A 15,069-nucleotide genomic window follows, 5' to 3' on the forward strand; every position below is an offset into this window, starting at 1 on the left:
ACAGGGGCTTGCCACCCAGGCCTTGTCCGGCGCGGCCCCGCGGCCCGGCACGGGCTGTGCACGGGGTGCCGGATGCACAGGCAAGCCAAGGAGTCCCCATGCCGCGCGAAATCCGTCTCAACGCCTTCGAAATGAACTGTGTCGGCCACCAGTCGCCCGGCCTCTGGGCGCATCCGCGCGACCGCTCCTCGCAGTACAAGGACCTGGAGTACTGGACCGACCTGGCGCGGTTGCTCGAACGCGGCCGTTTCGACGGACTGTTCATCGCCGACGTGCTGGGCATCTACGATGTGCTCGACGGCAATGGCGACGCGGCGATCCGCCAGGCCGCCCAGGTACCGGTGAACGACCCGCTGGCGCTGATCACGCCGATGGCCGCGGTGACTCGCCACCTGGGCTTCGGCCTGACCGCCTCGCTGTCCTTCGAGCATCCCTATCCCTTCGCCCGCCGACTCTCGACCCTGGACCACCTGACCAAGGGCCGGATCGGCTGGAACGTAGTGACCTCCTACCTGGAAAGCGGCGCGCGCAACCTCGGCCAGCAGGCCCAGCTCGACCACGACCGCCGCTACGACTATGCCGACGAATACCTACAGGTGCTCTACAAGCTCTTCGAAGGCAGTTGGGAGGACGGCGCGGTGCTCCGCGACCGTCGCCGAAGGATCTTCAGCGACCCGGGCAAGATTCACGAGATCCGCCATGTCGGCGAGCACTTCCAGGTACCCGGCATCCATCTCTGCGAACCGTCGCCGCAGCGCACGCCGGTGCTCTACCAGGCCGGCGCGTCGAGTCGTGGCAAGCGCTTCGCCGCCGAGCACGCCGAGTGCGTGTTCGTCGCCGCGCCATCGAAGACCGTGCTCAAGCAGGCGGTCGCCGACATCCGCCAGCGCGTCGCCGAGGCCGGCCGCGATCCGCGCAAGGTACTGGTGTTCAACCTGCAGACGGTGGTGCTGGGCGAAACCGACGCCAAGGCCAGGGCCAAGTTCGACGAATACCGCGCCTTCGTCAGCTACGAAGGGGCCCTGGCGCTGATCTCCGGCTGGACCGGGATCGACTTCGGCCAGTATCGGCCGGACCAGGTGCTGCGGCACATCCACACCAATGCGATCCAATCGGCGGTGGAAGCGTTTTCCAGCGCCGATCCGACGCGCACCTGGACGGTCCGCGAGCTGGCCGACTGGGTCGGTATCGGCGGCTTCGGCCCGCTGTTCGTCGGCAGCCCGGCGACCGTCGCCGACCTGTTGCAGGAGTGGGTGGAGGACACCGACGTGGATGGCTTCAACCTGGCCTATGCGCTGGCCCACGAAACCTTCAGCGACGTGGTCGAATTGCTGGTGCCGGAGTTGCAGAAGCGCGGGGTGTACAAGACCGAATATGCGCCGGGGACTCTGCGCGAGAAGTTGTTCGGCGACGGCCCGCGTCTGCCGGATTCCCATCCGGCGGCCGGCTATCGCGACCTGCGGGCGCTCTGGGAGAAGGAGGCCGGGCGCAACGCGCTGCCGGCCTGACCTGGGCGGACGGCGGATGACGCCAGTGGCGATATCCGCCCCAGGGCCCGGGACGGCTCCTAGAGCCAGGCGTGCCGCGGTGGCTTCACCCCATTCAACTGGTAGTTGCCGATGGCATGGTATTTCCAGCGCACCGGGTCATGCAGGGTGTGGGTGCGGGCGTTGCGCCAGTGGCGGTCGAGATTGAGTTCCTCCAGGGTCGAGCGCGTGCCGGCCAGTTCGAACAGCCGGTTGGCGGCGAGCAGGGCGGCTTCGGTGGTGAGCACCTTGGCCTCGGCCACCGCGATCGAGGCGGCGGCCACGCTCTCCTCGTCGGGGGCGGCGAGCGCCGCTTCGATGGCGTCGGCCGCCAGGTCGAGCACGGCTTCCGCGGCACGCACGCGGATGCGCAGGTCGCCGACCTGCTGGATGGTGTAGGGGTCTTCCCAGGCATGCTGCTGGTTGGCGTCTATCCATGGCCGCGCGTGGCGGCGCACCTGCTGCACGGTCTCGGCGAGGATGCCACGGGCGATGCCGGCGTCGATGGCGGCCTGGATGAACTGCGATACGGCGCCGGCGGCGGTGGGGCGGTCGAAGGCGCGGTGCACCGGGATGACGTGCTCGGCCGGCACCCGCACGTTGTCCAGGATGACGGTGCCGCTGGCGGTGGTGCGCTGGCCGAAGCCGGACCAGTCGTCGATCACCGTCAGCCCCGGCGCGTCGCGCGGGATGAACGCCAGGTGCGCGCGCTGCTCGGCGTCGAGGCCGACGGCCGGTACCCAGTGGGCGAGCAGGGCGCCGCTCGAATAGAACTTGCGGCCGTCGATGCGGAACCCGTCGCCATCCGCCAGCACTCGTGTCTGGAATTCGGCGACGGTACGGCTGTGGCGTTCGGAGAAGGCGTTGCCGAAGCGCACGCCGTCTAGCACCAGGCCGTAGAAGAAGCGTTTCTGCTCCTCGCTGCCGTCCAGGCGCAAATGGTCGAGCACCGCCAGGTGGTTCTGCGGCAACTGCGCCAGGGACGGGTCTACCGCGGCGATGGTCTTCAGTACTTCGGCCAGGGTCCGGTAGCCGACCTCGGCGCCGCCGTAGGCGCGCGGTACGCTGATGCCCCATAGGCCGCTCTGCGAGAAGGCTTCCAGTTCGGCCACCGGCAGCCGGCGCTGGCGGTCGCGCAGCGAGGCTTCCTCGGCGAACAGCCCGGCCAGTTCGCGGGCGACGCGGATCGCCTCGGCGTCGTCGGTGATGCGCCGGGCCGGGGTCCGTGGCAGCGGTTGCCGATAGGGATCGGCGGCGTTCTTTTCCAGTGCGCTCATGGCAACTCCTTGCGATGGGATGGGCGAGGTTCAGCGGGACGCCGTGGCCGGACCGCTGCCGATCTGCCAGACGTAGGGCGGCTCGCTGCCATTGATCTCCCAGTCGCCGACGATCCGTTGCTTGTAGATCAGGGGATTGTGCGAGGCGGCGGTGCGCGCATTGCGCCAGTGGCGGTCGAGCTGCTTGCCGCGGCCGACGGCGGAAGCGCCGCTGGCGTCGAACAGCTCGCTGGTGGCCTGCAACACCAGTTCGGCGACGATCGCCTGGGCCTTGGCCGATTCGATCTCGGCGGCGACATTGGCCTCCTTCTCCGCCTGCGGGTCGCCTACGAAGCGCGCCAGGTAGGCGCGCTGGGCCGCTTCGGCGGCGCGCAGGGTGGCCGCCTCGGCGGCGTAGACGCGCGCGGCGATGCGCCCGACCACCTGCTGCACCTGGGGATCCTGGCTGACTCGCGGGGCATTGCCGTGGCTGTAGATACGGGTCCGCCCGCGCACCTCGGCGGCGACGTCGCGCAAGGCGGCGCGGCCGGTGCCGGCCAGCACCGCGAGCAGGACCAACTGGTAGAACGCGGTCTGGTACTTGAAGCGGCTGGCGAAGTCGATGAGGTTCTCTTCCTCCACCTCGGCGTCCTCGAACAGCGACGTGCCGCTGCCGGTGGTGCGCTGGCCGAAGCCGTCCCAGTCGTCGCTCTGGCGCACGCCGGGCTGGTCGGTGCGGATCGCCGCGATCACGTCGGCGCCGGTGTCGTCGCGCTGGGCATACAGATCGATCCAGTCGGAGAAGAGGCTGCCGGTGCTGTAGTACTTGCTGCCGTTCACCACCCAGCGACCGTCGTCCTTGCGCGAGACGCGGGTGAGCACTTCGCCCAGCCGTACCGAACCGACCTCGGTCCAGGCGCAGCCGACCAGGTCGCCCTCGACGAAGCGCCGCAGCCAACGGTCGCGGCCAGGGCCGGGCTCGGCATTGAGACGGTCCTCGACGAAGGCGAAGTGGCCGCGCAGGGCCTGGGTGATGTTGGAGTCGGCCTCGGCCAGTTCGATCAGCAACTGAACCAACTGCGGCAGCGAGGCGCCGGCGCCGCCGTGCTCGCGCGGCACGCGCACGGCGCCGAAGCCGGCCTGCTTGAGCCAGGCGATCGCCTCGTGGGGCAGTTCGCGTTGCCGTTCGCGCTCGACGGCGCCTTCGGCGATGCGCGCGAAGATCGGTCGGAAACGCTGGGCGAGCAGTTCGTAGTCGGCGCCTTCGGAGAGACTGGCGGCGGTGGCTTCGGGATGGACGCGGGCGTTCATGCGGACTCCTGGTAGGCAGCGGGGCCGTCCGGTCGACGGCTACCCTGGAGTCCGGGCCGTTGCACAGCCTGTGCCGACCCGCGCAGGCCACTGGTTGCGCGGGTTCGCGCGAGCAGGAGGTGTTGCCGGGGCGGCAGCCTGTTGCGCGGCTGCTGCCTGGCGGACAGTGGGGGAGGTGGCGGCAGGTCCCTCTCCCGGCGGGAGAGGGACAGGCGCTTCAGAAGATGTAGTCGGTGGTGAGGAAGTTCGACGCGCGGTTGCGGATGATCTCGCTGACCAGGGTCTTGTTCGCCTCGGTGTCGCGGGTCGCCACCAGGGTGCGGATGGAGAACACCCGCAGCGCGTCATGGACCGACAGGGTGCCTTCCGCCGAATTCTTCCGGCCGTTGAACGGGTAGCTGTCCGGGCCGCGCTGGCACTGGGCGTTGACGTTGATCCTGCCGACCTGGTTGGCGAAGGCGTCGACCAGCCGGCCGATCTGCGCCGGGTCGTTGCCGAACAGGCTCAACTGCTGGCCGTAGTCGGAGCGCAGGACGTAGTCGATCACCTCGTCCAGCTCGCGATAGGGCACCACCGGCACCAGCGGACCGAACTGCTCCTCGTGGTAGAGGCGCATGTCCGGGCTCACCGGACTCAGCAGAGCGGGGTAGAAGAAACTTTGCCGATGCTCGCCGCCGCCCGCATTGACCACTCGTGCGCCCTTGGCCAGGGCGTCGTTCAGCAGGCCTTCGAGATAGTCGACCTTGCCCGGCTCCGGCAGCGGCGTCAGCGCCACTCCCGGTTCCCACGGCATGCCCGGCTTGAGGCTGGCCAGGCGCGCGCTGAACTTGTCGAGGAACGGTCGCAGCACGCTTTCGTGGACGAACAGGATCTTCAGCGCGGTGCAGCGCTGGCCGTTGAAGGACAGCGCGCCGGTGACCGCCTCGTTCACCGCGTTGTCCAGGTCGACCTGCGGCAGGACGATGCCCGGGTTCTTCGCGTCCAGGCCGAGGGCGGCGCGCAGGCGGTGCGGGCGGGGGTGCAGCTTCTTCAGGTCGCTGGCGCCGGAATGGGTGCCGATGAAGGCGAACACGTCGACCTTGCCGCTGGCCATCAGCGCCGACACGGTTTCCCGGCCGCGCCCGTAGATGACGTTGATCACTCCTGGCGGGAAGCTGTCGCGGAAGGCTTCCAGCAACGGGCGGATCAGCAGCACGCCGAACTTGGCCGGCTTGAACACCACCGTATTGCCCATGATCAGCGCCGGGATCAGGGTGGTGAAGGTTTCGTTCAGCGGGTAGTTGTACGGCCCCATGCACAGCGCCACGCCCAGCGGAACCCGGCGGATCTGGCCGAGGGTGCCCTGTTCCAGTTCGAAACGGCTGGAGCGGCGGTCGAGTTCCTTCAGCGCTTCGATGGTATCGACGATGTAGTCGCAGGTGCGGTCGAACTCTTTCTCGGAGTCCTTGAGGTTCTTGCCGATTTCCCACATCAGCAGCTTGACCACCGCCTCGCGTTGCTCGCGCATCCGCGCCAGGAAGCGTTCGACGTGCTGGATGCGCTCGGCCACCCGCAGGTTCGGCCACAGGCCCTGGCCGTGGTCGTAGGCCCGCACCGCGGCGTCGAGCGCGGCGAGCGCGGCGTCGGCGTCGAGCAGCGGGGTGCTGCCGAGGATCACCTGGCGCTCGCCGTCGGCCTCGGCGAGGAATACCGGGCTGCGTACCGGCGCCAGCGGGCCGTCCCAATGTCGCAGTTGGCCGTCGACCAGGTAGTCGCGCTGCTCGATGGGGGCGTCGGGGCGGTACTGCTCGGGAATGGCGTCGAGGCTGGGAAACAGCGAATCGAGGTGGAGCGGGGCGGTCATGGCGGGTCCTCGAATGACGTGGATGAAAGGCGTGGGACTGTTGTAGCGCGGTCCGGATCGAAGGTAAATCGTTTCAGCAGGAAAACCGTCGCGCCCTTGCCGGAAATCAGCCTTTGCTCCCGCTTCGTGGGGGCGGGAGCAAAGGCATGGCGCCGGCTGGCTTCAGGCGTCGGCGGTAGGCTCTTCGCGGGGCCGCGCCGGCGGTGGCTCAAGCAGTTCCTGCTGCTCGGCATAGCGCTGGCGGATATCGAAGTCGCGCGGCCAGCGCGAGGCTTCGTGGTCGGGGCGTTGCATTGGTTCGGTCATGGCTGAACTCCGGTCGGGCTGGTGCTCAGAGCACCAGCGACAGCAACAGGATGAAGACCAGGCCGACCACGGAGAGGATGGTCTCCATCGCGGTCCAGGTCTTGAAGGTCTCGCTGACGCTCATGTTGAAGTACTGCTTGACCAGCCAGAACCCGGCGTCGTTGACATGGGAGAGGATCAGCGAGCCGGCGCCGGTGGCGAGCACCAGCAACTCGCGGTTGACGCCGGGAATCAGGTCGATCACCGGCACCACGATGCCGGCCCCGGTGATGGTGGCGACGGTGGCCGAGCCGGTGGCGATGCGGATCACCGCGGCCACCAGCCAGGCCAGCAGGATCGGCGAGATCTGCGCGTTCACCGCGAGATGGCCGATGACGTCGCCGACCCCGCTGGCCACCAGCATCTGCTTGAAGCCGCCGCCGGCGCCGATGATCATCACGATGGCGGCGGTCGGTGCCAGGCTCTGGTCGAGCAGCCTGAGGATCTTCTTCGAGTCGAAGCCACGGGCGTAGCCGAAGGTATAGAGCGCCACCAGCAGGGCCAGGAGCAGGGCGCTGATCGGATGGCCGATCATGTCCATCCAGGCGCGGAACGCGTGGCCATCGGGGAAGGCGACGTCGGCGAAGGTCTTCAGCAGCATCAGGAACACCGGCAGCAGCACGGTCGCCAGGGTCACGCCGAAGCTGGGCAGGTCCTGGGTCTCGGGCTCGTGGGCGATCTGCTCGACCAGTTCCGCCGATGGCGTGCCGGGTATGTAGCGCGAGACCAGCGCGCCGAACAGCGGGCCGGCGATGGCGGCGGTGGGCAGGGCGACGATCAGGCCGTAGAGGATGGTCTTGCCGATGTCGGCGCCGAACACGCCGATCGCCAGCAGCGGGCCGGGATGCGGCGGCACCAGACCGTGCACCGCGGAAAGGCCGGCGAGCAACGGGATGCCGATCTTGATCAGGGACACGCCGCTGCGCCGGGCGACGATGAACACCAGCGGGATCAGCAGGATGAAGCCGATCTCGAAGAACAGCGGGATGCCCACCAGGAACGCGGCGAGCATCATCGACCAGTGCACCCGCTCCTTGCCGAAGGCGCGGATCAGGGTGCGGGCGATCTGGTCGGCGCCGCCGGAATCGGCCATCAGCTTGCCGAGCATGGTGCCCAGGGCGAGGATCACGCCGACGAAGCCGAGCACGCCGCCGAAGCCGTCCTGGAAGGATTTGACGATCTTCTCCACCGGCATCCCCGAGGTCAGGCCGAGGAAGCCGGCGGCGATGATCAGGGCGATGAAGGGATGCACCTTGAAGCGGGTGATCAGCACGATCAGGCCGATGATGGTCACCAGGGCGTCGAGGAGCAGGTAGGCATCGTGTGACATGCCGAACATGGAGGGCTCTCCTTTTGTCGTTGTTCTACCGGAGTTGCTGTTTCATTGAAGCGCTTTTTCGGGGTAGCGCTATCTTTGTCGGACAAGCGAAAGACTTCAGGCGGCGGCGTGCTCCAGCCACCAGGCGTGGGCGGCCTGCGCCAGGCATTCCACCGGCAGGGTGGCGTCCAGGCGCAGGGTCAGGGGTTCGTCGAGCGGCGGCTCGAGGGCGGCGAACTGGCTGTCGATCAGGGTCGCCGGCATGAAGTGGCCGGGGCGCTGGGCGACGCGCTCGGCGGCGACCGCCGGGGTCAGTTCCAGGTAGACGATGCCGAGGCCGGGCACCGCGCGGCGCAACCGGTCGCGGTAGGCGCGCTTGAGGGCGGAACAGGTCAGTACCGGCAGCTTGCCGGCGGCCACCGCCTGGCGCAGCTGCTCGGCGAGGGTGTCCAGCCAGCCGGCGCGGTCGTCGTCGGTGAGGGGGATGCCGGCGCTCATCTTGCGGATGTTGGCGGCGGGATGGAAGCTGTCGCCTTCGATGCCGTGGGCGCCGCTGCGCTGGCAGAGGGCCTGGCTGACGCTGGACTTGCCGCAACCGGCGACACCCATGATGACCAGGGCTTGGAGGGGTGGATGCATGGAACACCTCAAGCGTGAGACAGCGCTGTCTTTGCGACCTGGAAAAAATCGCGCGAGCCTGGCTCCGCCTTCTTGTCGTTGTGGTCTGTCGAATCCCGCGCGGGCAGTGGCGGACAGGCCGCCTCAGGCGATTGCCCAGGTCGCGAGACAGCGCTACCTTAGTGCCTGGAATTTTGTTTGGCAAGCAGGCCACGATGAGCATCACCAAGAACGACAAGAACACGCGAACCACCGGACGTCCCACCCTCAACGAAGTCGCGCGCCGTGCCGGGGTCAGCCCGATCACCGCGTCGCGCGCGTTGCGCGGCGTCGCCAGCGTCGCCGAAGAACTGGCGCAGAAGGTCCGCGACGCCGCCCGCGAACTCGGCTACGTGGCCAACCCCGCGGCGCGCGCGCTGGCCTCGGCGCAAAGCCACAGCGTGGCGGTGCTGGTGCCGTCGCTGGCCAACCTGCTGTTCATCGAGACCCTCGAGGCGATCCACGCGGTACTGCGGCCGCAGGGCCTGGAAGTGCTGATCGGCAACTTCCACTACTCGCGCAACGAGGAAGAGGACCTGATCCGCAACTACCTGGCCTACCAGCCACGCGGCCTGCTGCTGACCGGCTTCGAGCGCACCGAGAGCGCCCGGCGGATGATCGAGGCCAGCGGCATTCCCTGCGTGTACATGATGGACCTGGACTCCGGCTCCGGGCTCAATTGCGTCGGCTTCTCCCAGTTGCGCGCCGGCGAGGCCGCCGCCGAGCACCTGCTGGCACGCGGCCGCAGGCGCCTGGCCTACATCGGCGCCCAGCTCGACCAGCGCACCCTGCTGCGCGGCGAGGGGTTCCGCCGCGCCTTGCAAAAGGCCGGCTGCTACGACCCGGGGCTGGAAATCCTTACGCCGCGGCCGTCCTCGGTGGCCCTCGGCGGCGAACTCTTCGTGCAGTTGCTGGCCAGCCAGCCGCAGGTCGACGGGGTGTTCTTCTGCAACGACGACCTGGCCCAGGGCGCGCTGCTGGAGGCCCTGCGCCGTGGGGTCAAGGTGCCGGAACAGATCGCCGTGCTCGGTTTCAACGACCTGCCGGGTTCGGACTGCACGGTCCCGCGCCTGAGCAGCATCCGCACCCCGCGCGAAGCCATCGGCCGGCGCGCGGCGGAGCAGTTGCTGGCGCTGATCGCTGGCAAGGAGGTGCGCGATAGCGCGCTGGACATGGGGTTCGAGCTGATGGCGCGGGAGAGCACCTGAGCCCGCGGCCCGACGGTGCGGCCGTTCAGGGACATGTCGAGGGCTGGGCAGCGCCGCCGGGCGTAACGGCTTGCCGGGTAGGGCGAATAGCGCCGCAGGCGCTATCCGCCGTTACGCCGGGTTTCACGGCGGATAACCGCGAGCGGTTATTCGCCCTACGGGGGCGTGTCGAGGGCTGGCAGCGCCTCCGGGCGTAATGGCTCGCCGTTACGCCGGTGTCTCAAGCCACCGCGTAGTAATGCTTGACGAAGCCGCCGTCGGCAACCTCCCAGAGCACCGGGGTGCCCTTGCTGACGAACCAGCTGTCGCCGGCCTTGTAGAGCGTGCTCTGGCCGGTGGACTCGTCGGTGAGGCGGACCTCGCCGCTGACCACCGTGGCCTGTTCGCTGAACGGATAGGTCATGCGAAACTTGCCGGCGGTGGTGCCGAAGTAGGCGGCGCTGACCGGGTCGGTGGGGGCTCCTGCGGTCATCTTGCCGAAGGCTTTCACCTCGCCTTCGAGGATCTCCGAGCCGAGGTCGGCGACGCTGCCCCAGGCGTCCAGTTCGTCGAGGGTGATGCCGTGGCGGATAACGGTAATGGCCATGGGAATGCTCCTTGTAGAGTGATCGGTAGGTTTCAGCGCCGGCCGTTCCAGTAGCCGGAGAGCTGGTGCCAGGTCTTGCCTGCGCTGAGCAGCAGCGGGCGGAAGTGGTCCTTGCCGTGGATCGGGATGCGGCGCACCGAGCTGAGCAGGTCGTAGCGCGCCGAGCCTTCGCTCATGCCTTCGGCGAGGACCTTGCAGACGATGTGGCTGGGGGTCACGCCGAACCCGGAATAACCCTGGACGAAGAACGCGTTGGGCCGCCCCGAGAGGCTGCCGATCTGCGGGAACAGGTTGGCGCTGCAAGCCATCGGCCCACCCCAGGCGAGGTCGATGCGGACGTGCTCCAGGTAGGGGAAGATCTTCAGCATCAGCTTGCGGTTCCAGGCCTTGAGGTCGCCGGGGATGCGTTCGACGAAGGGCGTGGCGGCGCCGAACAGCAGGCGGTTCTCGTTGGTCACCCGGTAGTAGTCGATGACCGGGCGGATGTCGCTGTAGGCGCCGCGGATCGGGCTGATCCGCTGGATCAGTTCGTCCGGCAGCGGCTCGGTCATCATCTGGAACGCGTAGGTATTGATGGTGGTGCGGTGCAGCTCGGGTTCGAGCCGGTTGAGGAAGCTGTCGCAGGCCCAGAGCAGCTTGTTCGCGGTGACCGAGCCCTTGGCCGTGCGCACGCGGATGCGCTCGCCGTATTGCACCTCCAGCGCCGGGCTGTATTCGAATATCCGTGCGCCGAGGCCGGCCAGTGCCTTGGCTTCGCCGAGCAGCAGGTTGAGCGAGTGCACATGGCCGCCGCCCATGTGCAGCAGGGCGCTGCCGTAGGCGTCCGAGCCGATGATCTGGCGCACCTCGGCACCGTGCAGGTAACGGATCTCATGGGGCGAGCCGAGCGACCGGAATTCCTTTTCCCAGGCCTGCAGGGTCTTCGCCTGGCGTGCGTTGAAGCCCATGTAGCCGTAGCCGTGGCAGAAGTCGGCGTCGATGGCGTACTTCTCGATACGGCCCTTGATGATGTCGGCGCCGAGGTCGCTGATCTCGAAGATCGCCCGCAGGCCGTCCTCGCCGACGTCCTTGCGGATCTTCTCCAGGTCGTGGCCGATGCCGGCCATGATCTGCCCGCCGTTGCGCCCGGTACCGCCGAAGCCGAGGTGGCGGGCCTCCAGCACGACGATGTCGGTGATGCCGTGCTCGGCCAGCTCAAGCGCGGTGTTGATCCCGGAGAAGCCGCCGCCGATCACCACCACGTCGGCGTCCAGGTCGGTTTCCAGGGAGGGGAAGGACAATTCGTACTTCTTGGTCGCCGTGTAGTAGGTCGGCGTCTCGATGTTGATCATGGATGCGGCCTGGCAAGGGGTGGATGTACCTATTAGACGCTCCGTGGCCGCCGCGGTCTTGTTCCTGTCTGCCGCCGGCTTGACCGGCCCTGCCAGGCGCGCTTCAGCCCAGCGTGGCGATCACCCGTGGCGCGACGAAGTCGATGAAGGCGCGCAGCTTGGGCGAGACCTGGCGGCCGGACGGCCAGAGCAGGAAGAATTGCGCGCGGCGCTCGCAGAAGGCGTCGAGGACGCTGACCAGGCGTCCTTCGCGCAGCGCCTCGCGGATCGAGAAGTCCGGCAGGCAGGCGATGCCCTGGTCGCGCAGGGCGAAGCAGACGCGGGTCTCGATGTTGTTGCAGACCATCGACACCGGGATCTGCGGCGGGGCTTCGCCGTCCGCGCGGCGCAGCGGCCATTCCTCGAGGCGGCCGGTATTGGGGAAGCGGTAGTGCAGGCAGGTGTGCCGCAGCAGGTCTTCCGGGCAGCGCGGCGTGCCGTGGCGGGCGAAGTAGGCCGGCGAGCCGACCAGCTTCAGCTGGAACTCACCCAGTTCGCGCATGGACAGCCGCGAATCCACCGGCTGGCCGGTGCGCAGGACCACGTCGAAGCCTTCGTCGACGACATCCACCACGCGATCGCTGAAGTCGAGGTCTAGCTCGATGTCCGGATAGGCCTGCATGAAATCGGCGAGCGTCGGCAGGACCAGCCCGCTGACCAGCGGCAGGCTGACCCGCAGGCGCCCGCGCGGGGTCTCGCGGCTTTGCGACAGCTCCAGCTCGGTGGCTTCGATCTCGGCCAGGATGCGCCGGCTGCGCTCGAGGAACAGGCTGCCTTCGGCGGTCAGGGTGATGCTGCGGGTGCTGCGGTGGAACAGGCGCACGCCGAGTTTCTCTTCCAGGCGGGCGACCCGCTTGCCCACCGCCGAGGCGCTGACGCCGAGGGTCCGGGCGGCGCCGACGATGCTGCGGGTCTCGGCGACGCGGACGAAGACGGTGAAACCGCTGAGGCTGTCCATGCAAGGCTCCGATTACGGACATGACGGTCCGGATAGAACGGAACTCTATCCGTCTTTTTCCGCTTTTGCAGCGCTCTTAGCCTGTCCGCATCCTTCATCTGCGGAGAGTCCCGCATGTCCAGTTTCGAACGAGAGCCAGGCTGCGGCCTGGCGGAAAATGTCGATCAGGTGATCGAGGCGGCATTCGCCGACCAGCGCCTGGTGGGGGCGGTGGTGCTGGTGGCACACCGGGGGCAGTGGCTCTATCGACGGGCTGCTGGCCTGGCCGACCGCGAAGCCGGCCGGATAATGGGCGAGGACAGCCTGTTCCGCCTGGCCTCGGTGAGCAAGCCGATCGTCAGCGTCGCGGCCCTGAGCCTGGTGGACGAGGGCCGGCTGGCCCTCGATGAGCCGATCGCCGACTGGTTGCCGGCGTTCCGTCCGCGCCTGGCCGACGGCCGCGAGGCGCGCATCACGCCGCGGCAGTTGCTGAGCCACAGCGCCGGCCTCGGCTATCGCTTCCTCGAAGCCGACGCAGACGGCCCCTATGCCCGCGCCGGGATTTCCGATGGCATGGACCTGCCGGGTTTCGACCTGGCCGAGAATCTCCGTCGCCTGGCCTCCGTGCCCTTGCTCTACGAACCCGGCCGCGCCTGGGGCTATTCGCTGGCCACCGACGTGCTCGGCGCGCTGGTGGCGCGGGTCGACGGGCGGCCGCTGGCGGAAGCGCTGCGGCAGCGGGTGGGGATTCCGGCCGGCATGCGCGACAGCGGCTTCCTCTGCGCCGACGCGCAACGCCTGGCGGCGGTCTACGTCAGCGACCGGCCACGCCCGCGGCGGATGGCCGAGCGGGAGACCGTCACGCCGTTCGAGGACTGCGTCGGCATTCGCTTCGAGCCGCGTCGGGCCTTCGAACCGTCTGCCTATGCGTCCGGCGGGGCGGGGATGATCGGCAGCGCCGGTGACGTGCTGCGCCTTTTGGAAATCCTTCGCCAGGGCGGCGCGCCGTTGCTGACGCCTGGCCTGGCGGAGGAGATGGGCCGCGACCAGGTACCCGGCCTGGAACTGCCGGCCAATCCCGGTTTCGGCTTCGGCCTGGGTTTCTCCGTGCTGCGCGACCCGGCTATCGCGCAATCGCCGGAGGCTCCCGGCACCTGGCGCTGGGGCGGCGCCTACGGGCATTCCTGGTTCGTCGACCGGGCCCGCGAACTGTCGGTGGTGGCGCTCACCAACACCCTGTTCGAGGGCATGTCGGGACGCTTCGTCAACGACCTGCGCGACGCCGTCTACCGTTCCGCGGAGCTGCGCTGATGGGACGCCGCGAAGCATTTCCGGAGAACGCCGGGGCCGCTGCGTCGGCCGTGGCGCCGCGGCTGCCGCTGAGTGCGCTGCTGGCGATGGCGATGTCCGGCTTCGTCGCCATTCTCAGCGAAACCCTGCCGGCCGGCCTGCTGCCGCAAATCGGCGCGGGGCTGGCGGTCAGCGAGGCGCTGGCCGGGCAACTGGTCAGCGTCTACGCCCTGGGTTCGCTACTGGCCGCGCTGCCGGCGGCGAGCCTGACCCAGGGCTGGCGGCGGCGCCGGGTGCTGCTGCTGGCGCTGCTGATCTTCTTCGTCTGCAACAGCCTAACCGCCGTTTCCTCGGATTACCGCCTGACCCTGCTGGCGCGCTTCGGCAGCGGCGTCGCCGCCGGCCTCGCCTGGGGCCTGCTGGCCGGCTACGCGCGGCGCCTGGTGCCGCCGGAGCAGCAGGGGCGGGCGTTGGCGGTGGCCATGCTCGGTGCGCCGCTGGCGCTGTCGCTCGGCGTTCCGCTGGGCACCTGGCTGGGCGGCCTGCTCGGCTGGCGCTGGGCCTTCGGCCTGTTGTCGCTGACCGCGCTGCTGCTGGTCGGCTGGGTGCTGCGCAGCGTGCCGGACTTCCCTGGCCAGCCGGCCGGGCGGCGCCTGCGTCTGCTCGGGGTGCTGCGCACGCCGGGCGTGCGTCCGGTATTGCTGGTGATCGTCGCCTGGGTGCTGGCGCACAACATCCTCTACACCTATATCGCGCCGTTCCTCGCCAAGGTCGGCCTGGGCGCCTCGGTGGACCTGGCCCTGCTGGTATTCGGCAGCGCCGCGGTGGCGGGAATCTGGCTGGTCGGCGTGGTGGTCGACCGGCACCTGCGGCGGATGGTCCTGGCCAGCCTGGCGCTGTTCGCCGTGGCGGCGCTGGCGCTGTGCCTGGGCGCTCGCTGGAGCTGGCTGGCGTTCGCCGGCCTGGCCCTCTGGGGGCTGACGTTCGGTGGCGCGGCGACGCTGCTGCAGACCGCCTCGGCGGACGCCGCCGGGGAGGGCGCCGACCTGGCCCAATCGATGATCGTGGTGGCCTGGAACCTGGCCATCGCCGGCGGCGGAGCGTTGGGTGGCATGGTGTTGCAGCGCTGGGGCAGCGAGATGCTGCCCTGGACCCTGCTACCGCTGATCGGCTTGGCCGCCGTGCTGGCCTGGGGCAATGCCGCGCACGCTTTCCGCGTCGGCCCGCGCGACTTCCGCAGGGCATCGCCCGAGCACCGGAAAGCGGCGCAATAGACGGGGCTGCGCCCGGCAAGGGGAAAAAGGCTGCGGGTCTTAGAACGTTTATTCACCTGGGTTATTTGGATAGGTCCGTTTCGAATATCCATAGCGTCGAAATACCGGCCGTGACGATGCGTTCCTCCGCCATGCAGCGGAATCCGCC

Annotated in this window: 13 protein-coding genes; 4 read left to right on the forward strand and 9 right to left on the reverse strand. The window is 68.9% G+C overall.

Annotated elements, in window-relative coordinates:
- The first annotated feature begins 98 nt into the window (after nt 1-98).
- Entirely contained in the window at nt 99-1,508 is a 1,410-nt protein-coding gene (locus tag ACYAF3_RS24965) for an LLM class flavin-dependent oxidoreductase (RefSeq protein ID WP_003107490.1), read from the forward strand.
- Between the two features lie 59 nt (nt 1,509-1,567).
- On the opposite strand, the gene ACYAF3_RS24970 is transcribed toward ACYAF3_RS24965, so the two are convergent.
- From ACYAF3_RS24970 to ACYAF3_RS24995, 6 genes are all read right to left on the reverse strand, one after another.
- Entirely contained in the window at nt 1,568-2,803 is a 1,236-nt protein-coding gene (locus ACYAF3_RS24970; protein ID WP_003111381.1) for an SfnB family sulfur acquisition oxidoreductase, read from the reverse strand.
- 30 nt (nt 2,804-2,833) lie between these two features.
- Nucleotides 2,834-4,093 (reverse strand): acyl-CoA dehydrogenase family protein, encoded by a 1,260-nt coding sequence (locus ACYAF3_RS24975; protein ID WP_003144055.1) that lies wholly within the window; start codon nt 4,091-4,093, stop codon nt 2,834-2,836.
- Between the two features lie 217 nt (nt 4,094-4,310).
- Complete coding sequence (locus ACYAF3_RS24980; protein ID WP_003117844.1) at nt 4,311-5,936, reverse strand: NADP-dependent glyceraldehyde-3-phosphate dehydrogenase; 1,626 nt, start codon at nt 5,934-5,936, stop codon at nt 4,311-4,313.
- 162 nt (nt 5,937-6,098) lie between these two features.
- Nucleotides 6,099-6,242: a hypothetical protein gene (locus tag ACYAF3_RS24985; RefSeq protein WP_003089416.1), complete on the reverse strand. Its 144-nt coding sequence runs from the start codon at nt 6,240-6,242 to the stop codon at nt 6,099-6,101.
- A 25-nt stretch (nt 6,243-6,267) separates the two neighbouring features.
- The gene (locus tag ACYAF3_RS24990; protein WP_003107128.1) at nt 6,268-7,620 is read right to left on the reverse strand and encodes a GntP family permease; all 1,353 of its coding nucleotides are present in this window, start codon (nt 7,618-7,620) and stop codon (nt 6,268-6,270) included.
- Nucleotides 7,621-7,716: 96 nt separating this feature from the next.
- A complete protein-coding gene (locus ACYAF3_RS24995; protein ID WP_003107130.1) occupies nt 7,717-8,238 on the reverse strand; it encodes a gluconokinase, GntK/IdnK-type in 522 nt (173 codons plus the stop codon).
- 194 nt (nt 8,239-8,432) lie between these two features.
- Between ACYAF3_RS24995 and gntR the strand changes: the two genes are divergently transcribed.
- Complete coding sequence (gene gntR, locus ACYAF3_RS25000; protein ID WP_003107131.1) at nt 8,433-9,464, forward strand: HTH-type transcriptional regulator GntR; 1,032 nt, start codon at nt 8,433-8,435, stop codon at nt 9,462-9,464.
- A 220-nt stretch (nt 9,465-9,684) separates the two neighbouring features.
- On the opposite strand, the gene ACYAF3_RS25005 is transcribed toward gntR, so the two are convergent.
- The 3 genes from ACYAF3_RS25005 to ACYAF3_RS25015 all read right to left on the reverse strand — a co-directional run bounded on the left by ACYAF3_RS25005 (nt 9,685) and on the right by ACYAF3_RS25015 (nt 12,378).
- Nucleotides 9,685-10,050, reverse strand: a complete 366-nt coding sequence (locus tag ACYAF3_RS25005) for a cupin domain-containing protein (RefSeq protein ID WP_003089408.1) — start codon at nt 10,048-10,050, stop codon at nt 9,685-9,687.
- 32 nt (nt 10,051-10,082) lie between these two features.
- Complete coding sequence (locus tag ACYAF3_RS25010; RefSeq protein WP_003089406.1) at nt 10,083-11,381, reverse strand: NAD(P)/FAD-dependent oxidoreductase; 1,299 nt, start codon at nt 11,379-11,381, stop codon at nt 10,083-10,085.
- Between the two features lie 103 nt (nt 11,382-11,484).
- Nucleotides 11,485-12,378, reverse strand: a complete 894-nt coding sequence (locus ACYAF3_RS25015; protein WP_003113086.1) for a LysR family transcriptional regulator — start codon at nt 12,376-12,378, stop codon at nt 11,485-11,487.
- A 114-nt stretch (nt 12,379-12,492) separates the two neighbouring features.
- Here ACYAF3_RS25015 and ACYAF3_RS25020 point away from each other — a divergent pair, with 114 nt between their 5' ends.
- Both ACYAF3_RS25020 and ACYAF3_RS25025 read left to right on the forward strand, forming a co-directional pair.
- On the forward strand, nt 12,493-13,668 hold the full coding sequence (locus ACYAF3_RS25020) for a serine hydrolase domain-containing protein (protein WP_017002452.1): 1,176 nt from the start codon (nt 12,493-12,495) through the stop codon (nt 13,666-13,668).
- Nucleotides 13,668-14,921, forward strand: a complete 1,254-nt coding sequence (locus ACYAF3_RS25025; RefSeq protein ID WP_023088811.1) for an MFS transporter — start codon at nt 13,668-13,670, stop codon at nt 14,919-14,921. Before ACYAF3_RS25020 ends, ACYAF3_RS25025 begins: the two co-directional genes overlap by 1 nt.
- The last annotated feature ends 148 nt before the right edge of the window (nt 14,922-15,069 follow it).

The organism is Pseudomonas sp. TZ252, assembly GCF_056110345.1.